The sequence below is a fragment of the Kitasatospora sp. NPDC032757 genome, assembly GCF_055579305.1.
In genome coordinates this window covers 296,685-313,332 of the sequence record NZ_JBVINN010000002.1, presented here as the reverse complement: position 1 = coordinate 313,332, position 16,648 = coordinate 296,685, and the positions used below count along the sequence as shown (strand labels likewise).

At 72.3% G+C, this 16,648-nt stretch carries 16 protein-coding genes and 1 riboswitch; of the genes, 10 read left to right on the top strand and 6 right to left on the bottom strand.

Going from position 1 to position 16,648, the window contains the following annotated elements:
- The first annotated feature begins 172 nt into the window (after positions 1–172).
- The 5 genes from uraD (at position 173) to ACZ5WK_RS04495 (ending at position 5,236) form a co-directional block, all read left to right on the top strand.
- Entirely contained in the window at positions 173–676 is a 504-nt protein-coding gene (gene uraD / locus ACZ5WK_RS04515; protein WP_465544842.1) for a 2-oxo-4-hydroxy-4-carboxy-5-ureidoimidazoline decarboxylase, read from the top strand.
- Between the two features lie 72 nt (positions 677–748).
- Positions 749–1,084 carry a hydroxyisourate hydrolase gene (gene uraH, locus ACZ5WK_RS04510; RefSeq protein WP_465544840.1) on the top strand — a complete coding sequence of 112 codons (336 nt, stop codon included), beginning with the start codon at positions 749–751 and terminating at the stop codon, positions 1,082–1,084.
- A gap of 27 nt (positions 1,085–1,111) precedes the next feature.
- Complete coding sequence (gene pucL / locus ACZ5WK_RS04505; protein ID WP_465544838.1) at positions 1,112–2,032, top strand: factor-independent urate hydroxylase; 921 nt, start codon at positions 1,112–1,114, stop codon at positions 2,030–2,032.
- Positions 2,033–2,330: 298 nt separating this feature from the next.
- The gene (locus tag ACZ5WK_RS04500; RefSeq protein WP_465544836.1) at positions 2,331–3,794 is read left to right on the top strand and encodes a nucleobase:cation symporter-2 family protein; all 1,464 of its coding nucleotides are present in this window, start codon (positions 2,331–2,333) and stop codon (positions 3,792–3,794) included.
- A gap of 56 nt (positions 3,795–3,850) precedes the next feature.
- Entirely contained in the window at positions 3,851–5,236 is a 1,386-nt protein-coding gene (locus tag ACZ5WK_RS04495) for an 8-oxoguanine deaminase (RefSeq protein WP_396319945.1), read from the top strand.
- A gap of 187 nt (positions 5,237–5,423) precedes the next feature.
- Here ACZ5WK_RS04495 and ACZ5WK_RS04490 read toward each other — a convergent pair whose 3' ends face one another.
- Entirely contained in the window at positions 5,424–6,698 is a 1,275-nt protein-coding gene (locus ACZ5WK_RS04490; RefSeq protein ID WP_465544834.1) for an MFS transporter, read from the bottom strand.
- A gap of 55 nt (positions 6,699–6,753) precedes the next feature.
- On the opposite strand from ACZ5WK_RS04490, the gene ACZ5WK_RS04485 reads away from it, so the two are divergent.
- On the top strand, positions 6,754–7,557 hold the full coding sequence (locus ACZ5WK_RS04485) for a transcriptional regulator (protein WP_465544832.1): 804 nt from the start codon (positions 6,754–6,756) through the stop codon (positions 7,555–7,557).
- Complete coding sequence (locus ACZ5WK_RS04480) at positions 7,500–7,769, top strand: helix-turn-helix domain-containing protein (RefSeq protein WP_465545237.1); 270 nt, start codon at positions 7,500–7,502, stop codon at positions 7,767–7,769. The genes ACZ5WK_RS04485 and ACZ5WK_RS04480 overlap by 58 nt, the downstream gene beginning before the upstream one ends.
- Positions 7,770–7,817: 48 nt before the next feature.
- Here ACZ5WK_RS04480 and ACZ5WK_RS04475 read toward each other — a convergent pair whose 3' ends face one another.
- Together ACZ5WK_RS04475 and aceB are read right to left on the bottom strand one after the other, a co-directional pair.
- Positions 7,818–8,204, bottom strand: a complete 387-nt coding sequence (locus tag ACZ5WK_RS04475) for an allophanate hydrolase-related protein (protein WP_465544830.1) — start codon at positions 8,202–8,204, stop codon at positions 7,818–7,820.
- 143 nt (positions 8,205–8,347) lie between these two features.
- Positions 8,348–10,000, bottom strand: coding sequence for a malate synthase A (gene aceB / locus ACZ5WK_RS04470; protein WP_465544828.1), 1,653 nt, complete (start codon positions 9,998–10,000; stop codon positions 8,348–8,350).
- A 200-nt stretch (positions 10,001–10,200) separates the two neighbouring features.
- On the opposite strand from aceB, the gene ACZ5WK_RS04465 reads away from it, so the two are divergent.
- Together ACZ5WK_RS04465 and ACZ5WK_RS04460 are read left to right on the top strand one after the other, a co-directional pair.
- Positions 10,201–10,998, top strand: a complete 798-nt coding sequence (locus ACZ5WK_RS04465; protein ID WP_396319940.1) for an IclR family transcriptional regulator — start codon at positions 10,201–10,203, stop codon at positions 10,996–10,998.
- A gap of 186 nt (positions 10,999–11,184) precedes the next feature.
- A complete protein-coding gene (locus ACZ5WK_RS04460; RefSeq protein ID WP_465544825.1) occupies positions 11,185–11,751 on the top strand; it encodes a hypothetical protein in 567 nt (188 codons plus the stop codon).
- Positions 11,752–11,754: 3 nt separating this feature from the next.
- On the opposite strand, the gene ACZ5WK_RS04455 is transcribed toward ACZ5WK_RS04460, so the two are convergent.
- Positions 11,755–12,747 (bottom strand): glycoside hydrolase family 16 protein, encoded by a 993-nt coding sequence (locus ACZ5WK_RS04455; protein WP_465544823.1) that lies wholly within the window; start codon positions 12,745–12,747, stop codon positions 11,755–11,757.
- A 2-nt stretch (positions 12,748–12,749) separates the two neighbouring features.
- Positions 12,750–12,915, bottom strand: a riboswitch (cyclic di-AMP (ydaO/yuaA leader).
- 180 nt (positions 12,916–13,095) lie between these two features.
- The gene (locus ACZ5WK_RS04450) at positions 13,096–14,421 is read right to left on the bottom strand and encodes an esterase/lipase family protein (RefSeq protein ID WP_465544821.1); all 1,326 of its coding nucleotides are present in this window, start codon (positions 14,419–14,421) and stop codon (positions 13,096–13,098) included.
- A gap of 258 nt (positions 14,422–14,679) precedes the next feature.
- On the opposite strand from ACZ5WK_RS04450, the gene ACZ5WK_RS04445 reads away from it, so the two are divergent.
- Positions 14,680–15,009: a MoaF-related domain-containing protein gene (locus ACZ5WK_RS04445; protein WP_465544820.1), complete on the top strand. Its 330-nt coding sequence runs from the start codon at positions 14,680–14,682 to the stop codon at positions 15,007–15,009.
- A 90-nt stretch (positions 15,010–15,099) separates the two neighbouring features.
- Here the strand turns inward: ACZ5WK_RS04445 and ACZ5WK_RS04440 are convergent, their stop codons facing one another.
- The gene (locus tag ACZ5WK_RS04440; protein WP_465544818.1) at positions 15,100–16,242 is read right to left on the bottom strand and encodes an alpha/beta hydrolase; all 1,143 of its coding nucleotides are present in this window, start codon (positions 16,240–16,242) and stop codon (positions 15,100–15,102) included.
- Positions 16,243–16,648 lie beyond the last annotated feature (406 nt).

Sequence of the window (16,648 nt, the reverse complement as noted above, 5' to 3'; positions counted from 1 at the left end):
CGGCCAGTCTTCACCAGCCCCCGGCGGGGCACACTTGTCTCATCGCACACGAAACGGCCCGGTAACCGGGGCCGGTTCAAAACGTAACCACCAACCGTTCAACAAAGTGTTGACGGCCCGGGTGGGTGGATCTAGCTTGTGCGGGTGGCACCACTCTTCAGGAGGTCCACTCGTGACCAACCACCCCCACGCCCTTGACGCCCTGGCGGCGGCCGACGCCGCCGAGCTGAGGACGATCCTGCTGGAGGTCTGCTCCAGCCCCCGTTGGGCCGACGCCGTCGCGGCGGCCCGCCCGTGGTCCGATCGCGAGGCCCTGCTCGACGCCAACGCGTCGGCCATGGCCGCGCTCACGGCCGCGGACCTGCACGACGCGATGGCCGGCCACGCCCGGATCGGCAAGCCCAAGCCGGGCGACGCCACCTCCGAGCGCGAGCAGGCCGGCATCAGGGGAGTGGACACCGCACTCCTCGACGAACTGCACGACGCCAACGCGGCCTACGAGGCCAAGTTCGGCCACGTGTTCCTGATCTGCGCGACCGGGCGCACCGCGGACACCATGCTCGCCGCCCTGCGCGAGCGGTTCCCCAACGACGCCGCCACCGAGGCGGAGATCGTCCGGGGCGAGCTGCGCAAGATCAACGACATTCGCATCAACCGCCTGCTCGACGGGGCCTGACGTCACTTCTGACGTAACGTCAGTCTTTTCCGACGCAAAGTCACATCTGCCATCAGTAAGGTCACTTCACCCATGACTGGCATCTCCACCCACGTGCTCGACACCAGCCTCGGCCGCCCGGCCGAGGGTGTCCCGGTCGAGCTCGCACTGCACACCGAGGGTGGCTGGAAGGTGCTCGGCACCTCCGCCACGGACTCCGACGGCCGGGCCGAGGACCTGCCGGCCGTGGAGGCGGGCTCGGTCGTCCGGCTGCTCTTCGACACCGCCGCGTACTACGCCGGCCGGTCGGACGGGACGCCGTTCTTCCCCGAGGTCTCGATCGTCTTCACGGTCGCGCCCGCGCAGCACCACTACCACGTGCCGCTGCTGCTCAACCCGTTCGGATACTCGGTCTACCGCGGAAGCTAGACCGCTTGATTGATTGGGAGCCACGTCATGGCCCACGTGCTCGGTCAGAACCAGTACGGCAAGGCGGAGAACCGCATCGTCCGGATCTACCGTGACTCGACCCGTCACGAGATCAAGGACCTGAACGTCTCGGTCTCCCTCCAGGGCGAGTTCGAGGACGTCCATCTCACCGGGTCGAACGCCAACTGCCTGCCCACCGACACGACGAAGAACACCGTGTACGCCTTCGCCAAGGAGTACGGGATCGAGTCGGCGGAGCAGTTCGGCATCATCCTGGCGCGGCACTTCGTGGACGACACCGAGCGCGGTGTGGTGCACAGCGCCCGGATCCGGATCGAGGAGTACGTCTGGGACCGGATCAAGACGCCGGACAACTCGGCCCGCTTCATCGGCTCCGAGGAGGTCGGCCACTCCTTCGTCCGCAACGGGCAGGAGACCCGCACCACCGAGATCGTCTACGACGGCGAGACCGTCCAGGTCATCTCGGGCCTCAAGGACCTCATCGTGATGAACTCCACCAACTCGGAGTTCTGGGGCTACATCAAGGACAAGTACACCACCCTCCAGGAGGCGTACGACCGCATCCTCGCCACCCAGGTGACGGCGCGGTGGAAGTACGGCTTCAGCGGCCGTGACGGCGAGGCCCAGCCCAACTGGAACCGCTCCTACACCCACGTGCGGCGGCACCTGCTGGAGGCCTTCGCCGAGACCTACTCGTACTCGCTGCAGCAGACCCTGCACGCGATGGGGACCCGGGTCCTGAACAACCGCGCCGAGGTGGACGAGGTCCGCCTGGAGCTCCCCAACAAGCACCACTTCCTCGTCGACCTGGAGCCGTTCGGCCTCAAGAACGACAACGAGGTGTACTACGCCGCCGACCGGATGTACGGCCTGATCGAGGGCACCGTGCACCGCGAGGGCGTGGTACCCGTCATCCCGGTCGCCTGACCCCTCCACCCCCATGCCCCCGCCCGGCACGGTTGCACCCTCCGGCCCCCCGCGGCCGGCCGATGCCGGACGGACGGAAACACCCGCAGTACCGGCACCACCCGCTGTACCCGCACCACATGTTTCTCCATCCCCCACCCACCGGAGATCGTGCCCGCCTCACGGCGGCCGGCCCCGGGTGCTGGAGAGGCCGGCCGAGGGACCCTTGCACCGCCGTCCCGCCCTCGGCCGAGGCAGTACCAGCCAGTCTCCAGCGCCACGGGCGCGTCGCGAGCCACGGGCACAAGAGGGGCTCGACATGGCACCCAGCAACACCGGCAACACCGACGGCGGTTCCACCCCTGCAAGACCTTCTGGTCCGGACGGTGCGTCAAGCAGCCTCCCCGGCAAGCCGTCCGGACCGGAAGCCCACCCCGTGGACGAGTTGCTGCCACCGGTGAAGCTCGTCTCCACCGGCCTGCAGCACGTCGCCGCGATGTACGCGGGAGTCGTCGCTCCCCCGCTCATCGTCGGCGCCGGCGTGGGGCTCTCCCCCACCGAGCTCGCCCTGCTCATATCGGCCAGCCTGTTCACCGCCGGGCTGGCCACCCTGCTCCAGACCCTCGGCATCTGGAAGATCGGAGCGCGGCTGCCGTTCGTGAACGGCGTCTCGTTCGCGGGCGTCGCGCCCATGATCGCCATCGCCGAGGAGCACGGGCCGAAGGACGCCCTCCCGGTGATCTTCGGAGCGGTGATAGTCGCGGGGATCCTGTGCTTCCTCGCGGCACCGTACTTCTGCAAGCTGATCAGGTTCTTCCCACCGGTCGTCCAGGGCACCGTGATCACCCTCATCGGGGTGTCCCTGCTCCCGGTGGCGGTGAACTGGGCGCGCGGCGGCTCGCCGGGCGCCCCCGGATACGGCTCCATGCGGGCCATCGGCCTCGCCGCGATCACCCTCGTCGCGGTGGTGCTCTGCAACCGGCTGCTGCGCGGCTTCTGGCAGCAGCTCTCCCTGCTCCTCGGACTGGCGATCGGCACCCTGCTCGCCTTCCCGCTGGGCCTGGCCGACTTCGGCGCGGTCCAGGACGCGAAGATCTTCGCGCTCCCCTCCCCGTTCCACTTCGGCGCCCCCGCCTTCGACGCGGCCGCGATCGTCTCGCTCTGCATCGTCATGGTGGTCTCGATGACCGAGTCCACCGCCGACATGCTGGCGCTCGGCAAGATCGTCGACCGCGAGGCCGACGAGACCGTGCTCGCCGCCGGCCTGCGGGCCGACGGACTGGCCACCGCGCTCAGCCCGGTCTTCAACGGGTTCGCCGCCAGCGCCTTCGCCCAGAACATCGGACTGGTGGCGCTGACGAAGATCCGCAGCCGTTTCGTGGTCGCGGCCGGCGGAGGCATCCTGATCCTGCTCGGGCTCTTCCCGGTGCTCGGGTCGGTCGTCTCCCTCGTACCGCAGCCGGTCCTCGGCGGCGCCGGGATCGTGCTCTTCGGCACGGTCGCGGCAAGCGGCATCCGCACCCTCGCGGAGGCGGGAATGGAGTCCAGCTCCAACACCATCCTGGTGTCGGTCTCGCTCGGCGTCGGCATCATCCCGATCGCCGTCCCGGCCTTCTACGACGCGTTCCCCGAAGCCGTCCGCACCCTGATGCACTCCGGGATCTCGGCCGGCTGCGTGATGGCCGTCCTGCTCAACCTGCTCTTCCACCACGTCGGAGTCGCCCGCCGGTCGCCGGCCGACGGGACATCCGGCACGACGGTGCCGACGGCGACACCGTCCTGACCCACCGGGCGGGCATGCGCCCCATGCCCGCCCGGCCTCCCCCATAGGAGTTCCCCATGGCAGTCCAGCCTCCGCCCGCCGACCAGCGGATCGTGATCGAGAACGTCGCGATCGCGACGGTCGACGCCAACGACACCGAGTACGCCCGCGGCCACGTGGTCATCCTCGGCAACAAGATCGAGTCGGTCGGCGACGGCCCCGCCCCGCAGTGGCTGGACAACGTGGTACGCCGGATCAACGGCGAGGGCCACCTCGTCACCCCCGGCCTGGTCAACACCCACCACCACTTCTACCAGTGGATCACCCGCGGCCTCGCCCAGGACAACATCCTCTTCGACTGGCTGGTCGCGCTTTACCCGACCTGGGCCCGCATCGACGACAAGCTCGTCCACGCCGCCGCCCAGGGCTCGGCCGCCGCGCTGCTCAAGTCCGGCTGCACCACCGCCTCCGACCACCACTACGTGTTCCCGAAGGACGGCGGCGACATCCTCGGCGCCGAGATCGAGGCCGTCCAGGAGCTCGGCATGCGCTTCACCGCGCTGCGCGGCTCCATGGACCGCAGCAAGAAGGACGGCGGCCTGCCGCCGGACCACGCGGTCGAGAACACCGAGGAGATCCTGATCGCCTCCGAGGCGGCCGTCGACACCTACCACGACGCCTCCTTCGACTCGATGCTGCAGATCGCCATCGCGCCCTGCTCGCCCTTCTCGGTCTCCACCGAACTGATGCGCGAGGCCGCCCTGCTGGCCCGCCGCAAGGGCGTCCGGCTGCACACCCACGGCTCCGAAACCGCCGAGGAAGAGGCGTTCTGCAAGGAACTGTTCGGCATGGGCCCGACCGACTACTTCGAGTCGGTGGGCTGGCTCGGCGAGGACGTCTGGATGGCGCACTGCGTCCACATGAACGACTCCGACATCGCCAAGTTCGCCGAGACCGGCACCGGTGTCGCCCACTGCCCCTCCTCCAACGCCCGCCTCGCCGCCGGCATCGCCCGCGTCCCGGACATGCTCAAGGCCGGCGTCCCGGTCGGCCTCGGCGTGGACGGCACCGCCTCCAACGAGTCCGGCGAGCTCGGCACCGAGCTGCGCAACGCCCTGCTGATCAACCGCCTGCACGGCTACCCGACCGCGCTCACCGGCCGGCAGGCCCTGCGCCTGGGCACCATGGGCGGCGCCCGGGTGCTCGGCCGGCAGAACGAGATCGGCTCGATCGAGGTCGGCAAGCTCGCGGACCTCGCGCTCTGGAAGATCGACGGGATCATGCACTCCTCGATCGCCGACCCGATCGCCGCCCTCACCCTCGGCGCGCTGCCGCCGCTGGCCACCCTCTTCGTCAACGGCAACGCCGTGGTCGAGAAGGGCTTGCTGACCACGGTGAACGAGGACCGGATCGCCCAGGCCTGCGCCCGCGCCGCCAAGGAGCTGGCCGCCCGCCCCGTCTAGCCCCCGTTCGCAGTACCCCTGAACTCCGGGCCGCCCAGGGACGGTGCGTCACCCGGACTCCGTGCGCCGTCGCTCAGGACGGCCCACGGACCACAGCCCCGGACCCACGGCGAGGGTCCGGGGCTGTGGCGTGCCCGCGCACACCGGCCGGCCCGCTCCCACCCCCGTGGGGCGCGGGCCGACCGGCCTACCCGGCGCGCTCCGCCCCGCGGGCGGCGTCGGGGGCGGCGTGACGGGCGGCCGCGCGGGCGGCCGCCGGCATGGCCAGACCGGCCAGCGCGAACAGCCCCGCCAGCACCGCCCAGCCGGCCCCGCCGTGGTCGACGACCGTCACGGTGATCACCAGCGGGCCGATCACGTGCGCGGCCGCCTGACCGCTCATGAACACCCCCTGGTACTCGCCGTGCGCCTCCGGATCGGCCAGGTCCAGACTGAGCGTCCAACCGCCGGCCGAGGTCAGCAGCTCACCGAGGCTGTGCACCAGCGCCCCCGCCAGGACCACCCCGGCCGCCAGGGCCGCCGGACCGGACTGCGCCGCCGCGTACACCAGACAGGCCCCCGCCAGCAGCAGCGCACCCCGCGCACAGGCCCGCCCGGCCGAGACGACCTCGGTGACCCCGCGGCTCGCCCGGACCTGGAACACCACCACCAGCAGGCAGTTGACCACGTTCACCGCCGAGACCACCGCCGCCGGCGCGTCCGTGGCGAGCACGATCCAGAGCGGCAGGCCCACGCTGAGCACCGCGAGCTGCAGCTCCAGCACCGCGTGCAGCCCGGTGACCAGCAGGTACCGGCCGTCCCGCAGCGCCGTGCGCCGCTTCGCCGGCCCGCGCTCGGCACCCGCCGGGCGGGCCGCCCCGTCCGGGACGGGCAGGCCGACCAGCAGCGCCGCAGCACCCAGGAAGCTCACGGCGTCCAGCGCCAGCACGGCCACGTAGCCGGCGTACGCATCGGCCTGCAGGGCGAGCGCCGCTCCACCGGACCCCACGACGAGCCCCGCGTTCATCACCGAGCGCAGCAGCGCCCGGGCGCTGACCTGGCTCTCGGCGGGCAGCGCCCGGGCGATCAGGGCGCTGCGCACCGCCACCGCGCCGCGCTCCAGCACCGTTGCCGCACAGGCCAGTGCCACGAAGGCGGCGAAGGAGTGCACGAACGCGTAGCCGAGCACCGCCGCGGCCTCCAGCGGCCCGACCACCATCAGCAGCCGCTTGCTGCCGACCCGGTCGGCCAGCCGCCCCATCGGCACGCCGGCCAGCACGCCGCAGATGCCGGCCGCGGTGAGCCCGAGCGCGACCCGGCCGGGCGTCAGCCCGATGGAACGGGTGAAGAACAGGACGCTCACCGTGATGAAGAGTCCGTTGCCGACGGTGTTCACCAGGGTCATCAGGACGAGCCGGCGCAGGAGCGGATCGTCCGGCAGAAGGCGGCCGGAAACAGCGGGGCGCACCGCGGTGGAGGTCATGGCAGAAGCACAGCGGGCTTCCCGGGCGGGCGGAATTCTTTTACCGTTACGGTCAATGTTCGAGTTCCGCTTCGGCGTTGACGACCTCGCCGCCACCTGGTTCGCCTACTCGCCGCTCCAGGAGGCGGTGCTGAGCCTTCGTGCCCGCCGGTCCGCCGCCCGCTATCCGGAGCAGCAGCCGTGGATCGCCGGCTGGCGCTCCCGGTACGAGACGCTGGACACCGCGCTGCTGGAGTCGCTGATCGCGCCGGTCGGCTTCGTGCCGGACTTCCTCACCCCCCGTCCGGCGGCCCCCCGCCCGGACTTCCACGCTGAACTCGCGCGGCTGGCGGCCACACCGCCGGAGGTCGTGCGCTCCGACGTGCTCGCCGCGTACGGGGGCGACGGGAGCCCGCTGCCGCCCGTACTGGCCGGGCTCATCGACGACCCGGCGGCGCTCACCGCACGGGTGGCCGAGGTGCTGGAGGCGTACTGGACGCGCTGCCTCGCCCCGGCCTGGTGGCCGAGGGCGCGGTCGGTGCTGGAGGCGGACATCGCCTACCGGGGCCGCATGCTCTCGGAGCGCGGCGCGGAGGGGCTCTTCGCCGATCTCGACGTCCGGCTCTCCTGGCGTGCCGGGGTGCTGCGGCTCACCGATCCCCATCCGGCCGTGCAGGCCGTGGGCGCCTCGGTGGACGTCGCCGGGCGGGGGCTGGTGCTGATCCCGACGCTGTCCGGGCTCGGTGCGCAGACCGACATCAGCCAGGTGGGGCCGCCGCTGATCGCGTACCCCGCGCGCGGCAAGGCCACCATGGCCGAGGCCTGGACGCGGGTCTCCGTGGGGACCGGGCCGGGCCGGGCGGGCCGCTGGCCGGGCTGATCGGTTCGCCGCGGGCCAGGCTGCTCGTCCTGTTGGAGACCCCCGCCAGCACCACCGAACTCGCCCACCGTCTGGGCGTCACCCCGGGCGCGGTCAGCCGCCATCTCGGCGCGCTCGCCGCCGCCGGCCTCCTCGACCGCACCCGGCACGGCCGCAGTGTCCTCTACCGCCGCAGCCGTCTCGGCGACGCCCTGCTCGGGCGGGAGTCCTGACCAGGGGTGCTCGGCGGTTCAGGCCGTGCGGCCCAGGGTGCTCCGCGCTCAGGCCGTGCGGCCCAGGGTGGCGAGGTAGGCGCGCCAGCCGCCGTGGTGGGTGATCTCGCGGTGGACGCCGCGGTCGGCCTCGCCGCGGGCCAGCAGCATGGAGAGGCAGGCGGAGCCGTCGGCCAGCTCGATGACGCCGAGCTCCAGCTCGCGCGGCTCACCGGGGAGGATGACGTCGCGGAGGTGTTCGAGGGTGATGTCGTACAGCTCGCCCTCGATCGCGGTGCCGGCGGCGGGGTCCGGGTGCAGGCCGGGGCAGACGTCTCCGATGGAGAAGAAGCGGTAGCCGGGCGCGGTGCGGACCGGGCCGATCAGGGCGTCGGCGACGGACGCGTGGAACGGGCCGCCGACCATGGCCTGGCCGTTGAAGAAGATGCGGGGCATGGGGGTTCCTCGGGCGAAGGGGCCGTTCCGTACGGCGACGAGAGGACAGGTGGATTCGTCGCCGTACGGAACGGAGCAATGGGGCGGGAGGAGTGCTACAGCCTGGCAGGCGGCAGCCTCCTCCGCACTGGATAGATTGGGGCTCAGCCCAGCAGGGGAAGCGCGGGGAGGGTCAGGAAGTCCGCGAACTCCTCGGCCAGGGCGACCTGTTCGAAGAGCTTGGCGGCCTCGCGCCAGCGCCCACCGGCGTAGGCGTCCTCGCCCAGCTCGGCCCGGAGCCCGGCGAGCTCCTCGGCCACCAGGCGGCGCACGAGGTCGGCGGTGGCCTTCTCGCCGGTGTCGGAGAGCACGACGCCGTTGTTGATCCACTGCCAGATCTGCGAGCGGGAGATCTCGGCGGTGGCGGCGTCCTCCATCATGTTGAAGATGCCGACGGCCCCGAGGCCGCGCAGCCAGGCCTCGATGTAGCGGACGCCGACCTGGACGGCGTTGTGCAGGCCCGCGTGGCTGCAGGTCCCGCCGGCGCCGGCGATGTCGAGCAGCTGGGCGGCGGTGACGGGCTCGGCCGGGCCGGGGTTGTCCTTCTGGTTCGGGCGGTCGCCGAGGACGGCGTCGAAGGAGGCGCGGGCGACGGGCACGAGGTCCGGGTGGGCGACCCAGGAACCGTCGAAGCCGTTGCCGGCCTCGCGGTCCTTGTCGGCCTTGACCTTCTCCAGGGCCGCGGCGTTGACCGCAGGGTCCTTGCGGCTGGGGATGAACGCGGCCATGCCGCCGATCGCGTGGGCGCCTCGGCGGTGGCAGGTCTGCACCAGCAGCCGGGTGTAGGCGGCCATGAACGGGGACGCCATGGTGACGGTGTTGCGGTCGGGCAGGATGTAGTGCGCGCCGGCGTCGCGGAAGTTCTTGACGATCGAGAACAGGTAGTCCCAGCGGCCGGCGTTGAGCCCGGCGGCGTGCTCGCGCAGCTCGTGGAGGATCTCCTCCATCTCGAACGCGGCCGTGATGGTCTCGATCAGCACGGTGGCCCGGATGGTGCCGTGCGGGATGCCCAGGGCGGCCTGGGCGTGGGTGAAGACGTCGTTCCAGAGCCGGGCCTCGAGGTGACTCTCGGTCTTCGGCAGGTAGAAGTACGGGCCGGAGTTCGGGTCCTCGGGGCCGCGGGCGATCAGCCGAGCCGCGTTGTGGAAGAAGTAGAGCCCGAAGTCGAAGAAGGCGCCGGCCACCGGCACGCCGTCGACCAGCAGGTGGTTCTCGTCCAGGTGCCAGCCGCGCGGGCGGACCACGACGGTGGCGAGTTCGGCGGCGGGCTTGAGGGTGTAGGCCTTGCCGGCCGAGGACGTGAAGTCGATCCGGCCCTCGAAGGCGTCGATCAGGTTGAGCTGGCCGCTGACCACGTTGTCCCAGGTCGGGGCGGTGGCGTCCTCGAAGTCGGCGAGCCAGACGCGGGCGCCGGAGTTCAAGGCGTTGATGACCATCTTGCGGTCGGTGGGGCCGGTGATCTCGACCCGGCGGTCCTGGAGCGCGCGCGGGGCCTCGGCCACCGTCCAGTCGCCTTCGCGCACGGCGGCCGTCTCGGGGAGGAAGTCCAGGGTGCCGGTGCGGGCGATCTCTGCGCGGCGGGTCTTGCGGCGGGCCAGGAGCTCCTGCCGGCGGTCCTCGAAGGCGCGGTGAAGCCCGACGACGAAGGCGACCGCCTCCGGAGTGAGCACCTCCTCCGCCCGATGGACGCGCGGACCGGCGACAGTGACGACCGGAGCGGCGGGGGAGGCGCCGGCGGGTCCCTGATCTGTAGCCATGAGCAGGACACTCCTAAGACGGTTGAGCATGGCGAAGGGAGCTCCGGTGGGAACTTCCTTGATCTGAACCGATCTGAACCCGACTACCGGCGGGTTCGATTCTGTAAGGTGGAGACTAGTTTCCGCGATACAGAATTTCAACGGTTTGTTGAGGTGATCGCAGGGACTCTACTCCTCCCCCGACATCGAAGGGAACGCCGGTGGTTGCGACCCCCGACACAGCATCGACGACGGGCACGGACCGCGCGAGCGGCGGTGTGCAGTCCGTCGAGCGCGCCTTCCAGCTGCTGGAGGCGCTGGCCGACTCCGGCGGCGTGGCGACGCTCAGCGAGCTCTCCACCACCTCCGGGCTTCCGATGCCCACCATCCACCGACTGGTTCGTACCCTCGTCCAGCAGGGCTATGTGCGCCAGGACACCGCGCGTCGCTACACCCTCGGCCCGCGGCTGATCCGGCTCGGCGAGACGGCCGGCCGGCTGCTCGGCAGCTGGGCCCGCCCCTACCTGGCCGAACTGATGGAGGCCACCGGCGAGACGGCCAACCTGGCCGTGCTGGAGGGTGGCGAGGTGGTCTACGTCGGGCAGGTGCAGTCGCGGCGCTCGATGCGGATGTTCACCGAGGTCGGCCGCCGCGTGCAGCCGCACTGCACCGGGGTCGGCAAGGCCCTGCTGGCCCAGCTGCCCGAGGCCGAGGCACGCGCCGTCCTGGGCCCCAACCCGCTGCCCGCCCACACCGAGTTCACGGTGACCGACCCGCAGGAGCTGCTGGACCAACTGGCCGAGGCGCGCGAGCGCGGCTACGTGGTGGACGACCAGGAGCAGGAGATCGGGGTGCGCTGCATCGCCCTCGCGGTGCCTGGCGCGCCGACCCCGACGGCGCTCTCGGTCTCCGGCCCGGAGGCCCGGATCCGGGCACTGGAGGAGCAGGCCGGCGCAGCCTCCCTGGTGCCGGTGATGCACCACATCGCAGCCCGGCTGGGGCAGGTCCTGGCCCCCTGACGCGGCATCACCGGGGCTTTCGCGCACGGGAGGTCGGCCCGGCCGTCTTCCCGTTGAAGCGTTCGCCCGTTCGAGCGGCCCGAGGGCGGGTTGCCCCGGCCGCGGCGGACCGGTCGGTCACGCTGGGTGCGGACGCGCCCCGCGACGGTGCGGGGCGCCGGAACGCAGAGGGCAGGGTGAGCGGCGATGTCGCACAGTGGGTCCGTACGGGGTTTCTTCGGCAGGTCACTGACAGTGGGGTGCGCGCTGGCGGCGCTGGCCGCCGGGCCCGCGTGGGCGTGTCCGGGCGCCGGTCCGGCGCCCGGCGGCGGCCCGGCGGCGGAGGTCGCGGCACCCGGCGGGCCTGCGACCTCCGACTCCGACCTGAAGGTGCTCCGCATCAACCCGGACGCCGCCGCACCCGGCGGCACCACCACGGTGCGCGCCCGCGTCCTCAACACCGGCCCGGACCGGACCGCCTCACCGTTCACCGTGGTGATCACCCTGCCCGGGGGCGTGACGCCCGAGGGCCCGTTCCTCCCGGAGAACTGCTACGCGTTCCAGAACGGCCACCGGGTGCGCTGCACCTTCCCGGCCGGGCTGGCGAGGTTCCGGACCGCGACGGCACTGATCCCGGTCCGGATCGCCACCACCGTCCCGGCCCCCAGCACGTTGACCGGGGGCTGGGTGGCGGTGCGCAGTGACGACGACCGGAACGAGGCGAACAACAAGCGGCCGTTCGAGATCCGGGTCGTACAGACCGCCATGCCGTAGGTCCTAGCGGTACACCCGGACGTAGTCCGCGGCGAAGGTGATCGGAGCCGTGCCCTGCGGCGCGGGGTGGTACTGCCCCGCGCTCAGGGACAGGTTGAGGATCGGGTACGCCGACCAGTTGGCGCCGACGCCCTTGCCGTCCGAGAAGACCTTGGTGCCGTTGACGTACCAGTCGACCGAGCCGGCCCCGCAGTGGGTGCCGATGGTGACCCAGCCGCCCTTCGTGATCGCCTTGGCGTCCGTGTAGTACAGATTGGCCGGGTTGATGTGGTTGGTCAGCTCCAGCAGGTTCGGGTTGTCGGGGTGGTACTCGAAGGAGTCGATCTCCCCGTGGGTGCCGCTGGTGCCGTTCCACGTCCAGAGCGCCGGCCAGGCGCCGGTGCCGGCCGGGAGCTTGACCCGGGTCTCGATGTAGTCGCCGGTCTTCACCGTGAAGCCCTCGCTGGAGTACTCGGTGGTGAGCAGCCCGGTGTCCCAGGCCTGCTTGCCGTTCTCCAGCGTGTGCGTGCCCGGCCTGGCGGTGAAGGTGGCGACGCCGCCGGAGACGATGACGTTGGCCCTGTTCAGCCAGTCGAGCTTGTTGTCGTTCGGATTGTGATCGCCGTATTGGTAGGAGCTGCTCCTGTCGGCGGTCCAGCGGGAGCCCAGGGCGAGGCTGTTGAAGTCGTCTGACCAGGTGAGCTTCTTGCCCGCGACGGGCGCGCCGGGGGCGGGGGCGGGGGCGGGGGCGGTGCTGGTGACGCTCAGCGAGAGGGTCGCCGTGGGGGCGGGCGGCGGCGAGGGGGCGGCGGACCTGCCCGCGACCATGGTGGCCGGGCCGAGCTTGTCCTGGGTGACGGTCGGCGCGGCGGCCGCCTGGGCCCCGCTCACCGCCGGGGCACCGAGCAGTCCGGCACCGCTGACGGCGAGCGTGCCGGTGACGGCGAAGGCGGCGTTGCGGCCGCGGTGGGTGGGGCGGGCATGGCGCGGCGCGCTGCGCCGGGCAGGCTTCTGCATGACAGTGTCCTCTGCGACGCCTGCGAGGTGAGCTGTCGGGTTCGGGCTGAGGTTGCCCGGCCGCCCGTGAAGCGGCTTCACCCCTAGCCTCGGCCCGGGCGCGGGGAGCGCACGGGCCGGGCACTGACCTGGGTCCCCCGCTCCCGTCCGCTGTGGCGCTCGGTTGCCGGCCGGCGGGTGGACAGGACTCGGCGTCCCGACGGCGGAGATCCGCGAAGCGGACGTCCTGTGCAGGCTAGGCAGGTCCCCCGGGGGCCGACAACTCGACGAGGGGTGTTCTCGCGCGGCTCACAGTGAAGTCGATCAACGACGGTACGGGGGCTCGGCCGGTGCGGGCCGGCCGACCGGTCAGCCGAGCCAGCCGTCCACCTGGCTCATCGCGTCCGGGGACCAGGCCAGCTCCAGGTGGTTGAGCCCGGTGAGCAGCCGGGTGCCGCCGACCGTGCCGACCCCGGTGGTGTCCAGGGCGCTGCGGGTGAGGACGATGCCGTCGCTGGGCCCGCGGTTCTCGTTGAGCACGCCCGGGATGTCGGCCGAGCCGCCGGCCAGCAGGTAGGTGCGGACCGCCGCCGGGACGCCCGCCTGCTGGAGCGGCCCGATCAGCGAGCCGGCGTCGATGGCCGCCTGGATGCCCTGGCCGGAGGTGTAGTAGCCCTGGCCGCCGTAGTACGTCGTCCACCAGTCCTGGGCGGAGCCGTCCACCCCGTAGGTGGCGTCCCAGCGGGCGAGCAGCTGGCGCTGGCCCGGGTAGCAGTCGTACCCGCCGGTGGGCAGCACCCCGAGGCAGGGCTGGGCGGTGGAGGTGCCATAGCAGGTCATGTACAGGTGCGGAGACGGCACGTTGGCGGTGCCGCCACAGGCCGGCCAGGTGGCCAGCGAGAACGCCCAGCCGTGCGCGTACACGTAGTCCAGGCCGCCGTTCGGCCCGCCGAGGGTGACCAGACGGCGGACGTCACCCGCGTACGCCCGGCCCCAGGGCGGACGCACCGAGGACACGTACGCGCGGGCCGCGACCTCGCCCTTGCTCCACGCGACCACGTCCACCTGGGGCACCCCGAGCCGGGCGCGGATCAGGGCGATCGCGTCGCCGACGGCCTGTGCCTGGAGCAGGTTGTCGCCCTGCTTGTGGGCGAACCCGATCGCGAAGACGCGATGGCCGGTGCCGGCGAGGTACTGGGCGAGCCCGGTGGAGGGGCAGGCGGACGCGCCGCAGGTGCCGCTCTCGCTCGGGTCGGCCCAGGCGCGGTCCGCGTTGTCGTTGGCGCCGTGGACGAGCAGGACGGGGGTGGCGCGGCTGCCGGTGTCCCAGCCGGCGGCGGAGTAGAGCAGGAAACGCCCGGAGTAGGGCTGGCGGACGCCGCCGAAGTAGGTGCGGCGGGCGCCGTCCTGGTCACCGCGCCCGCCGGGCGGGTACTGCTCGGCGCGGAAGCCGGTGGTGGTGTCCAGATAGCGCTCGACCTTGGCCCAGCCGTTGCCGGGGGCGGGGAAGCCGGCCTCCAGGGTGAGGGACGCGGTGGCGGGGGCGGCGGTGGCCGCCGATGCGGGTGGGGGCGCGCCGAGGAGGAGGGCGGCGAGGGTGAGGGCGGCGGACAGACGGCGGGCGGCGGGGCGCGGGGTGGTGGGCGGTCGTCTGTCGGACGGGCGTCCGGTGGTGAGGCGCGAGGTGGCGGGCATCGGCGGCTCCCTGGTCGGGCCGGTGGGCCGTAGGGCGGGCTGGGGCAGGCCCACGTCCCGGTGGGCCGGAGCTGCACGGTACGGCCGGGCCGCCGGGCCGCCCATGTGCCGGTGTCACACCCGGCGGGCGGGCGGCGTGGCGGCCTGTGCCGTGGCGGGAGTGGCCGCAAGGCCGCCGCCGAGGTCACCCGTCGGATAGGTTGGAGCTCCACCCGCAGTGCCGTACCGCCCAGACGAGAGACGAGGACCCGTCCCGCCATGACCGCGCCCCTGCCCGCCTTCGCCGGCCGCACCTACCTCTTCCAGGTCGACAACGGCGCGGCCTTCCGCAACGCCTACTCGGCCGACGGCAAGCGGCTGCGCTGGGAAGGCCTCGGCGAGTCGGCCGGCCAGTGGGAGGACGTGGCGCTGCACGTCGCCGAGGTGGGCCCGGAGCTGTACTTCGTCAGCTGGACCGAGCAGAGCGGCATCACCGTCAGCCACGTGATGGACCTCGGCAAGCTGACGGTGCGTGCGTTCTGGACATACGAGGGCGAGGGCGGCCGGGTCGGCGAGCTGCACACGGGCACGCTGGAGCCGGTGGCCTGAGCAGGTGCGCTGAGCAGGTGGGTTGATCCGATGCTCTGAGCAGGTGCTCTGAGCCGGTGGACCTGCCGGACCGGCCGGACCGGCGGCCCGTCAGACCGGCTGGCCCGGCACCTGGAGGTGCTGCGAGAGCCACTCCAGCGAGGACGGCAGCAGCTTGCTCCACGTCTCGAAGTTGTGGCCGCCGGTGTGCAGCATGCTGTACGAGACCTTCATCGGGCTCTGCACCGCGGCCACGAACGCCTCGGTCTCGCGCCGGTAGTTGCCGTCGCCCTCCCTGGTCCCGGCCAGCAGCACGGACACCCTGGGCTGCGGCAGGTTCTTGAGGCGCCACATCAGGTCGGCCTCGTTGCGACGCTGCTGACTGCCCTTGAAGAGGTCGGGGACGGTCGGGTCGTCGGCGGCCTGGTAGTAGCCGGAGAGCGAGACGGCGGTCGGGAAGACCTCCGGGTGCCGCATGGCGAGCTTGAGCGCGCAGTAGCCGCCGGTCGAGTTGCCCATGAAGCCCCACGCCCGCGGGTCGGCGGAGACCCGGTAGCTCGCCTGGAGCGCCGACGGGACGTCCTTGGTGAAGTACGTCTCCGACTGGGCGCCGCCCGGGATGTCCTCGCACTCGGTGTCCAGCGGCAGCGCGGGCGAGGGACGCACCAGCACCATCACGGTCGGCTGCATCTTCCCCTCCTGGAGCAGCTTGAGCGCCGCGCCCGGGTAGTTCAGCCGGGTCACCAGATTCTTGGCGATGCCGGGGAAGCCGGTGCTGACGATCACCACCGGGAACTGCCGCTGCGCGTACTCCGGTTGGAAGTACTGCGGAGGCAGGTAGACGTACCCCTCGGTGGAGAGCCGGGTGGTGGCCCCGTCGATCCGCACCTCGCGGATCTCGCCGGACTGCTTGGGCTCGCGACCGAGCGCACCGCCGCCCTGGACGGAGGCGTGGCCGATGGTCTCCACCGTGAGCCGGCCGGAGGCGTCCGCCTTGTTCTGGATGACCACCGGGCCGGAGTCGCCGGTGCCGAGCAGGTCGTCCCAGCTGCTGTAGAAGGCGAAGTAGTTGTTGGCCACCAGGCCGAGTGCGGCGAGCACCGTGAGCTGGGTGGCGAGCAGCGCGCCGATCCGGCCGAACACCGCCTGCCAGGTCTGCTTCGCCAGTCTCGGCCACAGCCAGACCGTGCCGGCCATCATCACGACCGCGATCAAGACGGTCAGCGCCAGCACCTTGTGGCTCGTCAGACCCATGTCCTACTTGCTCCCACGCCTCGTACGTCCCCTGCCCCGACCATCGGCGGCCAGTTGCCAGGACACTCGGGACGGCCGCCCCGGTTCCCCGTCCGCAGCGGGGGCCGTCGCCGAGGCTCGGTCAACAAGCCTAGCGGGCCACGGAGGCCTTCCGAACCCGCCGACCAGCGGGGATCCGCGGGTGGGACGGGGTCCGGAAGTATGACGTGGGGGCGTGCGGAGGTGCGACGCGGCGAGGCGGCGGGTGATGCGGGCGGGCGCGCATCGGGCGCTCCGGGCGTGGCGCGAGGCTTTCGGTGGCGCAGGTGGGCCGTGGCGCACCTGGCCGGTGGCGCAGGGGCCGTGGTACGGGCACGGGCCGGTGCCGGTGGTGAACTGGCGCCCGGTGAACTGGCACCCGGTGAAC

Excerpts from the sequence above, each read along its gene's own strand:
- uraH (WP_465544840.1), top strand. The coding sequence starts at position 749 with ATGACTGGCATCTCCACCCACGTGCTCGACACCAGCCTCGGCCGCCCG.
- pucL (WP_465544838.1), top strand. The coding sequence starts at position 1,112 with ATGGCCCACGTGCTCGGTCAGAACCAGTACGGCAAGGCGGAGAACCGC.
- ACZ5WK_RS04500 (WP_465544836.1), top strand. The coding sequence starts at position 2,331 with ATGGCACCCAGCAACACCGGCAACACCGACGGCGGTTCCACCCCTGCA.
- ACZ5WK_RS04495 (WP_396319945.1), top strand. The coding sequence starts at position 3,851 with ATGGCAGTCCAGCCTCCGCCCGCCGACCAGCGGATCGTGATCGAGAAC.
- ACZ5WK_RS04490 (WP_465544834.1), bottom strand. The coding sequence starts at position 6,698 with ATGACCTCCACCGCGGTGCGCCCCGCTGTTTCCGGCCGCCTTCTGCCG.
- ACZ5WK_RS04485 (WP_465544832.1), top strand. The coding sequence starts at position 6,754 with ATGTTCGAGTTCCGCTTCGGCGTTGACGACCTCGCCGCCACCTGGTTC.
- ACZ5WK_RS04475 (WP_465544830.1), bottom strand. The coding sequence starts at position 8,204 with ATGCCCCGCATCTTCTTCAACGGCCAGGCCATGGTCGGCGGCCCGTTC.
- aceB (WP_465544828.1), bottom strand. The coding sequence starts at position 10,000 with ATGGCTACAGATCAGGGACCCGCCGGCGCCTCCCCCGCCGCTCCGGTC.
- ACZ5WK_RS04460 (WP_465544825.1), top strand. The coding sequence starts at position 11,185 with ATGTCGCACAGTGGGTCCGTACGGGGTTTCTTCGGCAGGTCACTGACA.
- ACZ5WK_RS04455 (WP_465544823.1), bottom strand. The coding sequence starts at position 12,747 with ATGCAGAAGCCTGCCCGGCGCAGCGCGCCGCGCCATGCCCGCCCCACC.
- ACZ5WK_RS04450 (WP_465544821.1), bottom strand. The coding sequence starts at position 14,421 with ATGCCCGCCACCTCGCGCCTCACCACCGGACGCCCGTCCGACAGACGA.
- ACZ5WK_RS04445 (WP_465544820.1), top strand. The coding sequence starts at position 14,680 with ATGACCGCGCCCCTGCCCGCCTTCGCCGGCCGCACCTACCTCTTCCAG.
- ACZ5WK_RS04440 (WP_465544818.1), bottom strand. The coding sequence starts at position 16,242 with ATGGGTCTGACGAGCCACAAGGTGCTGGCGCTGACCGTCTTGATCGCG.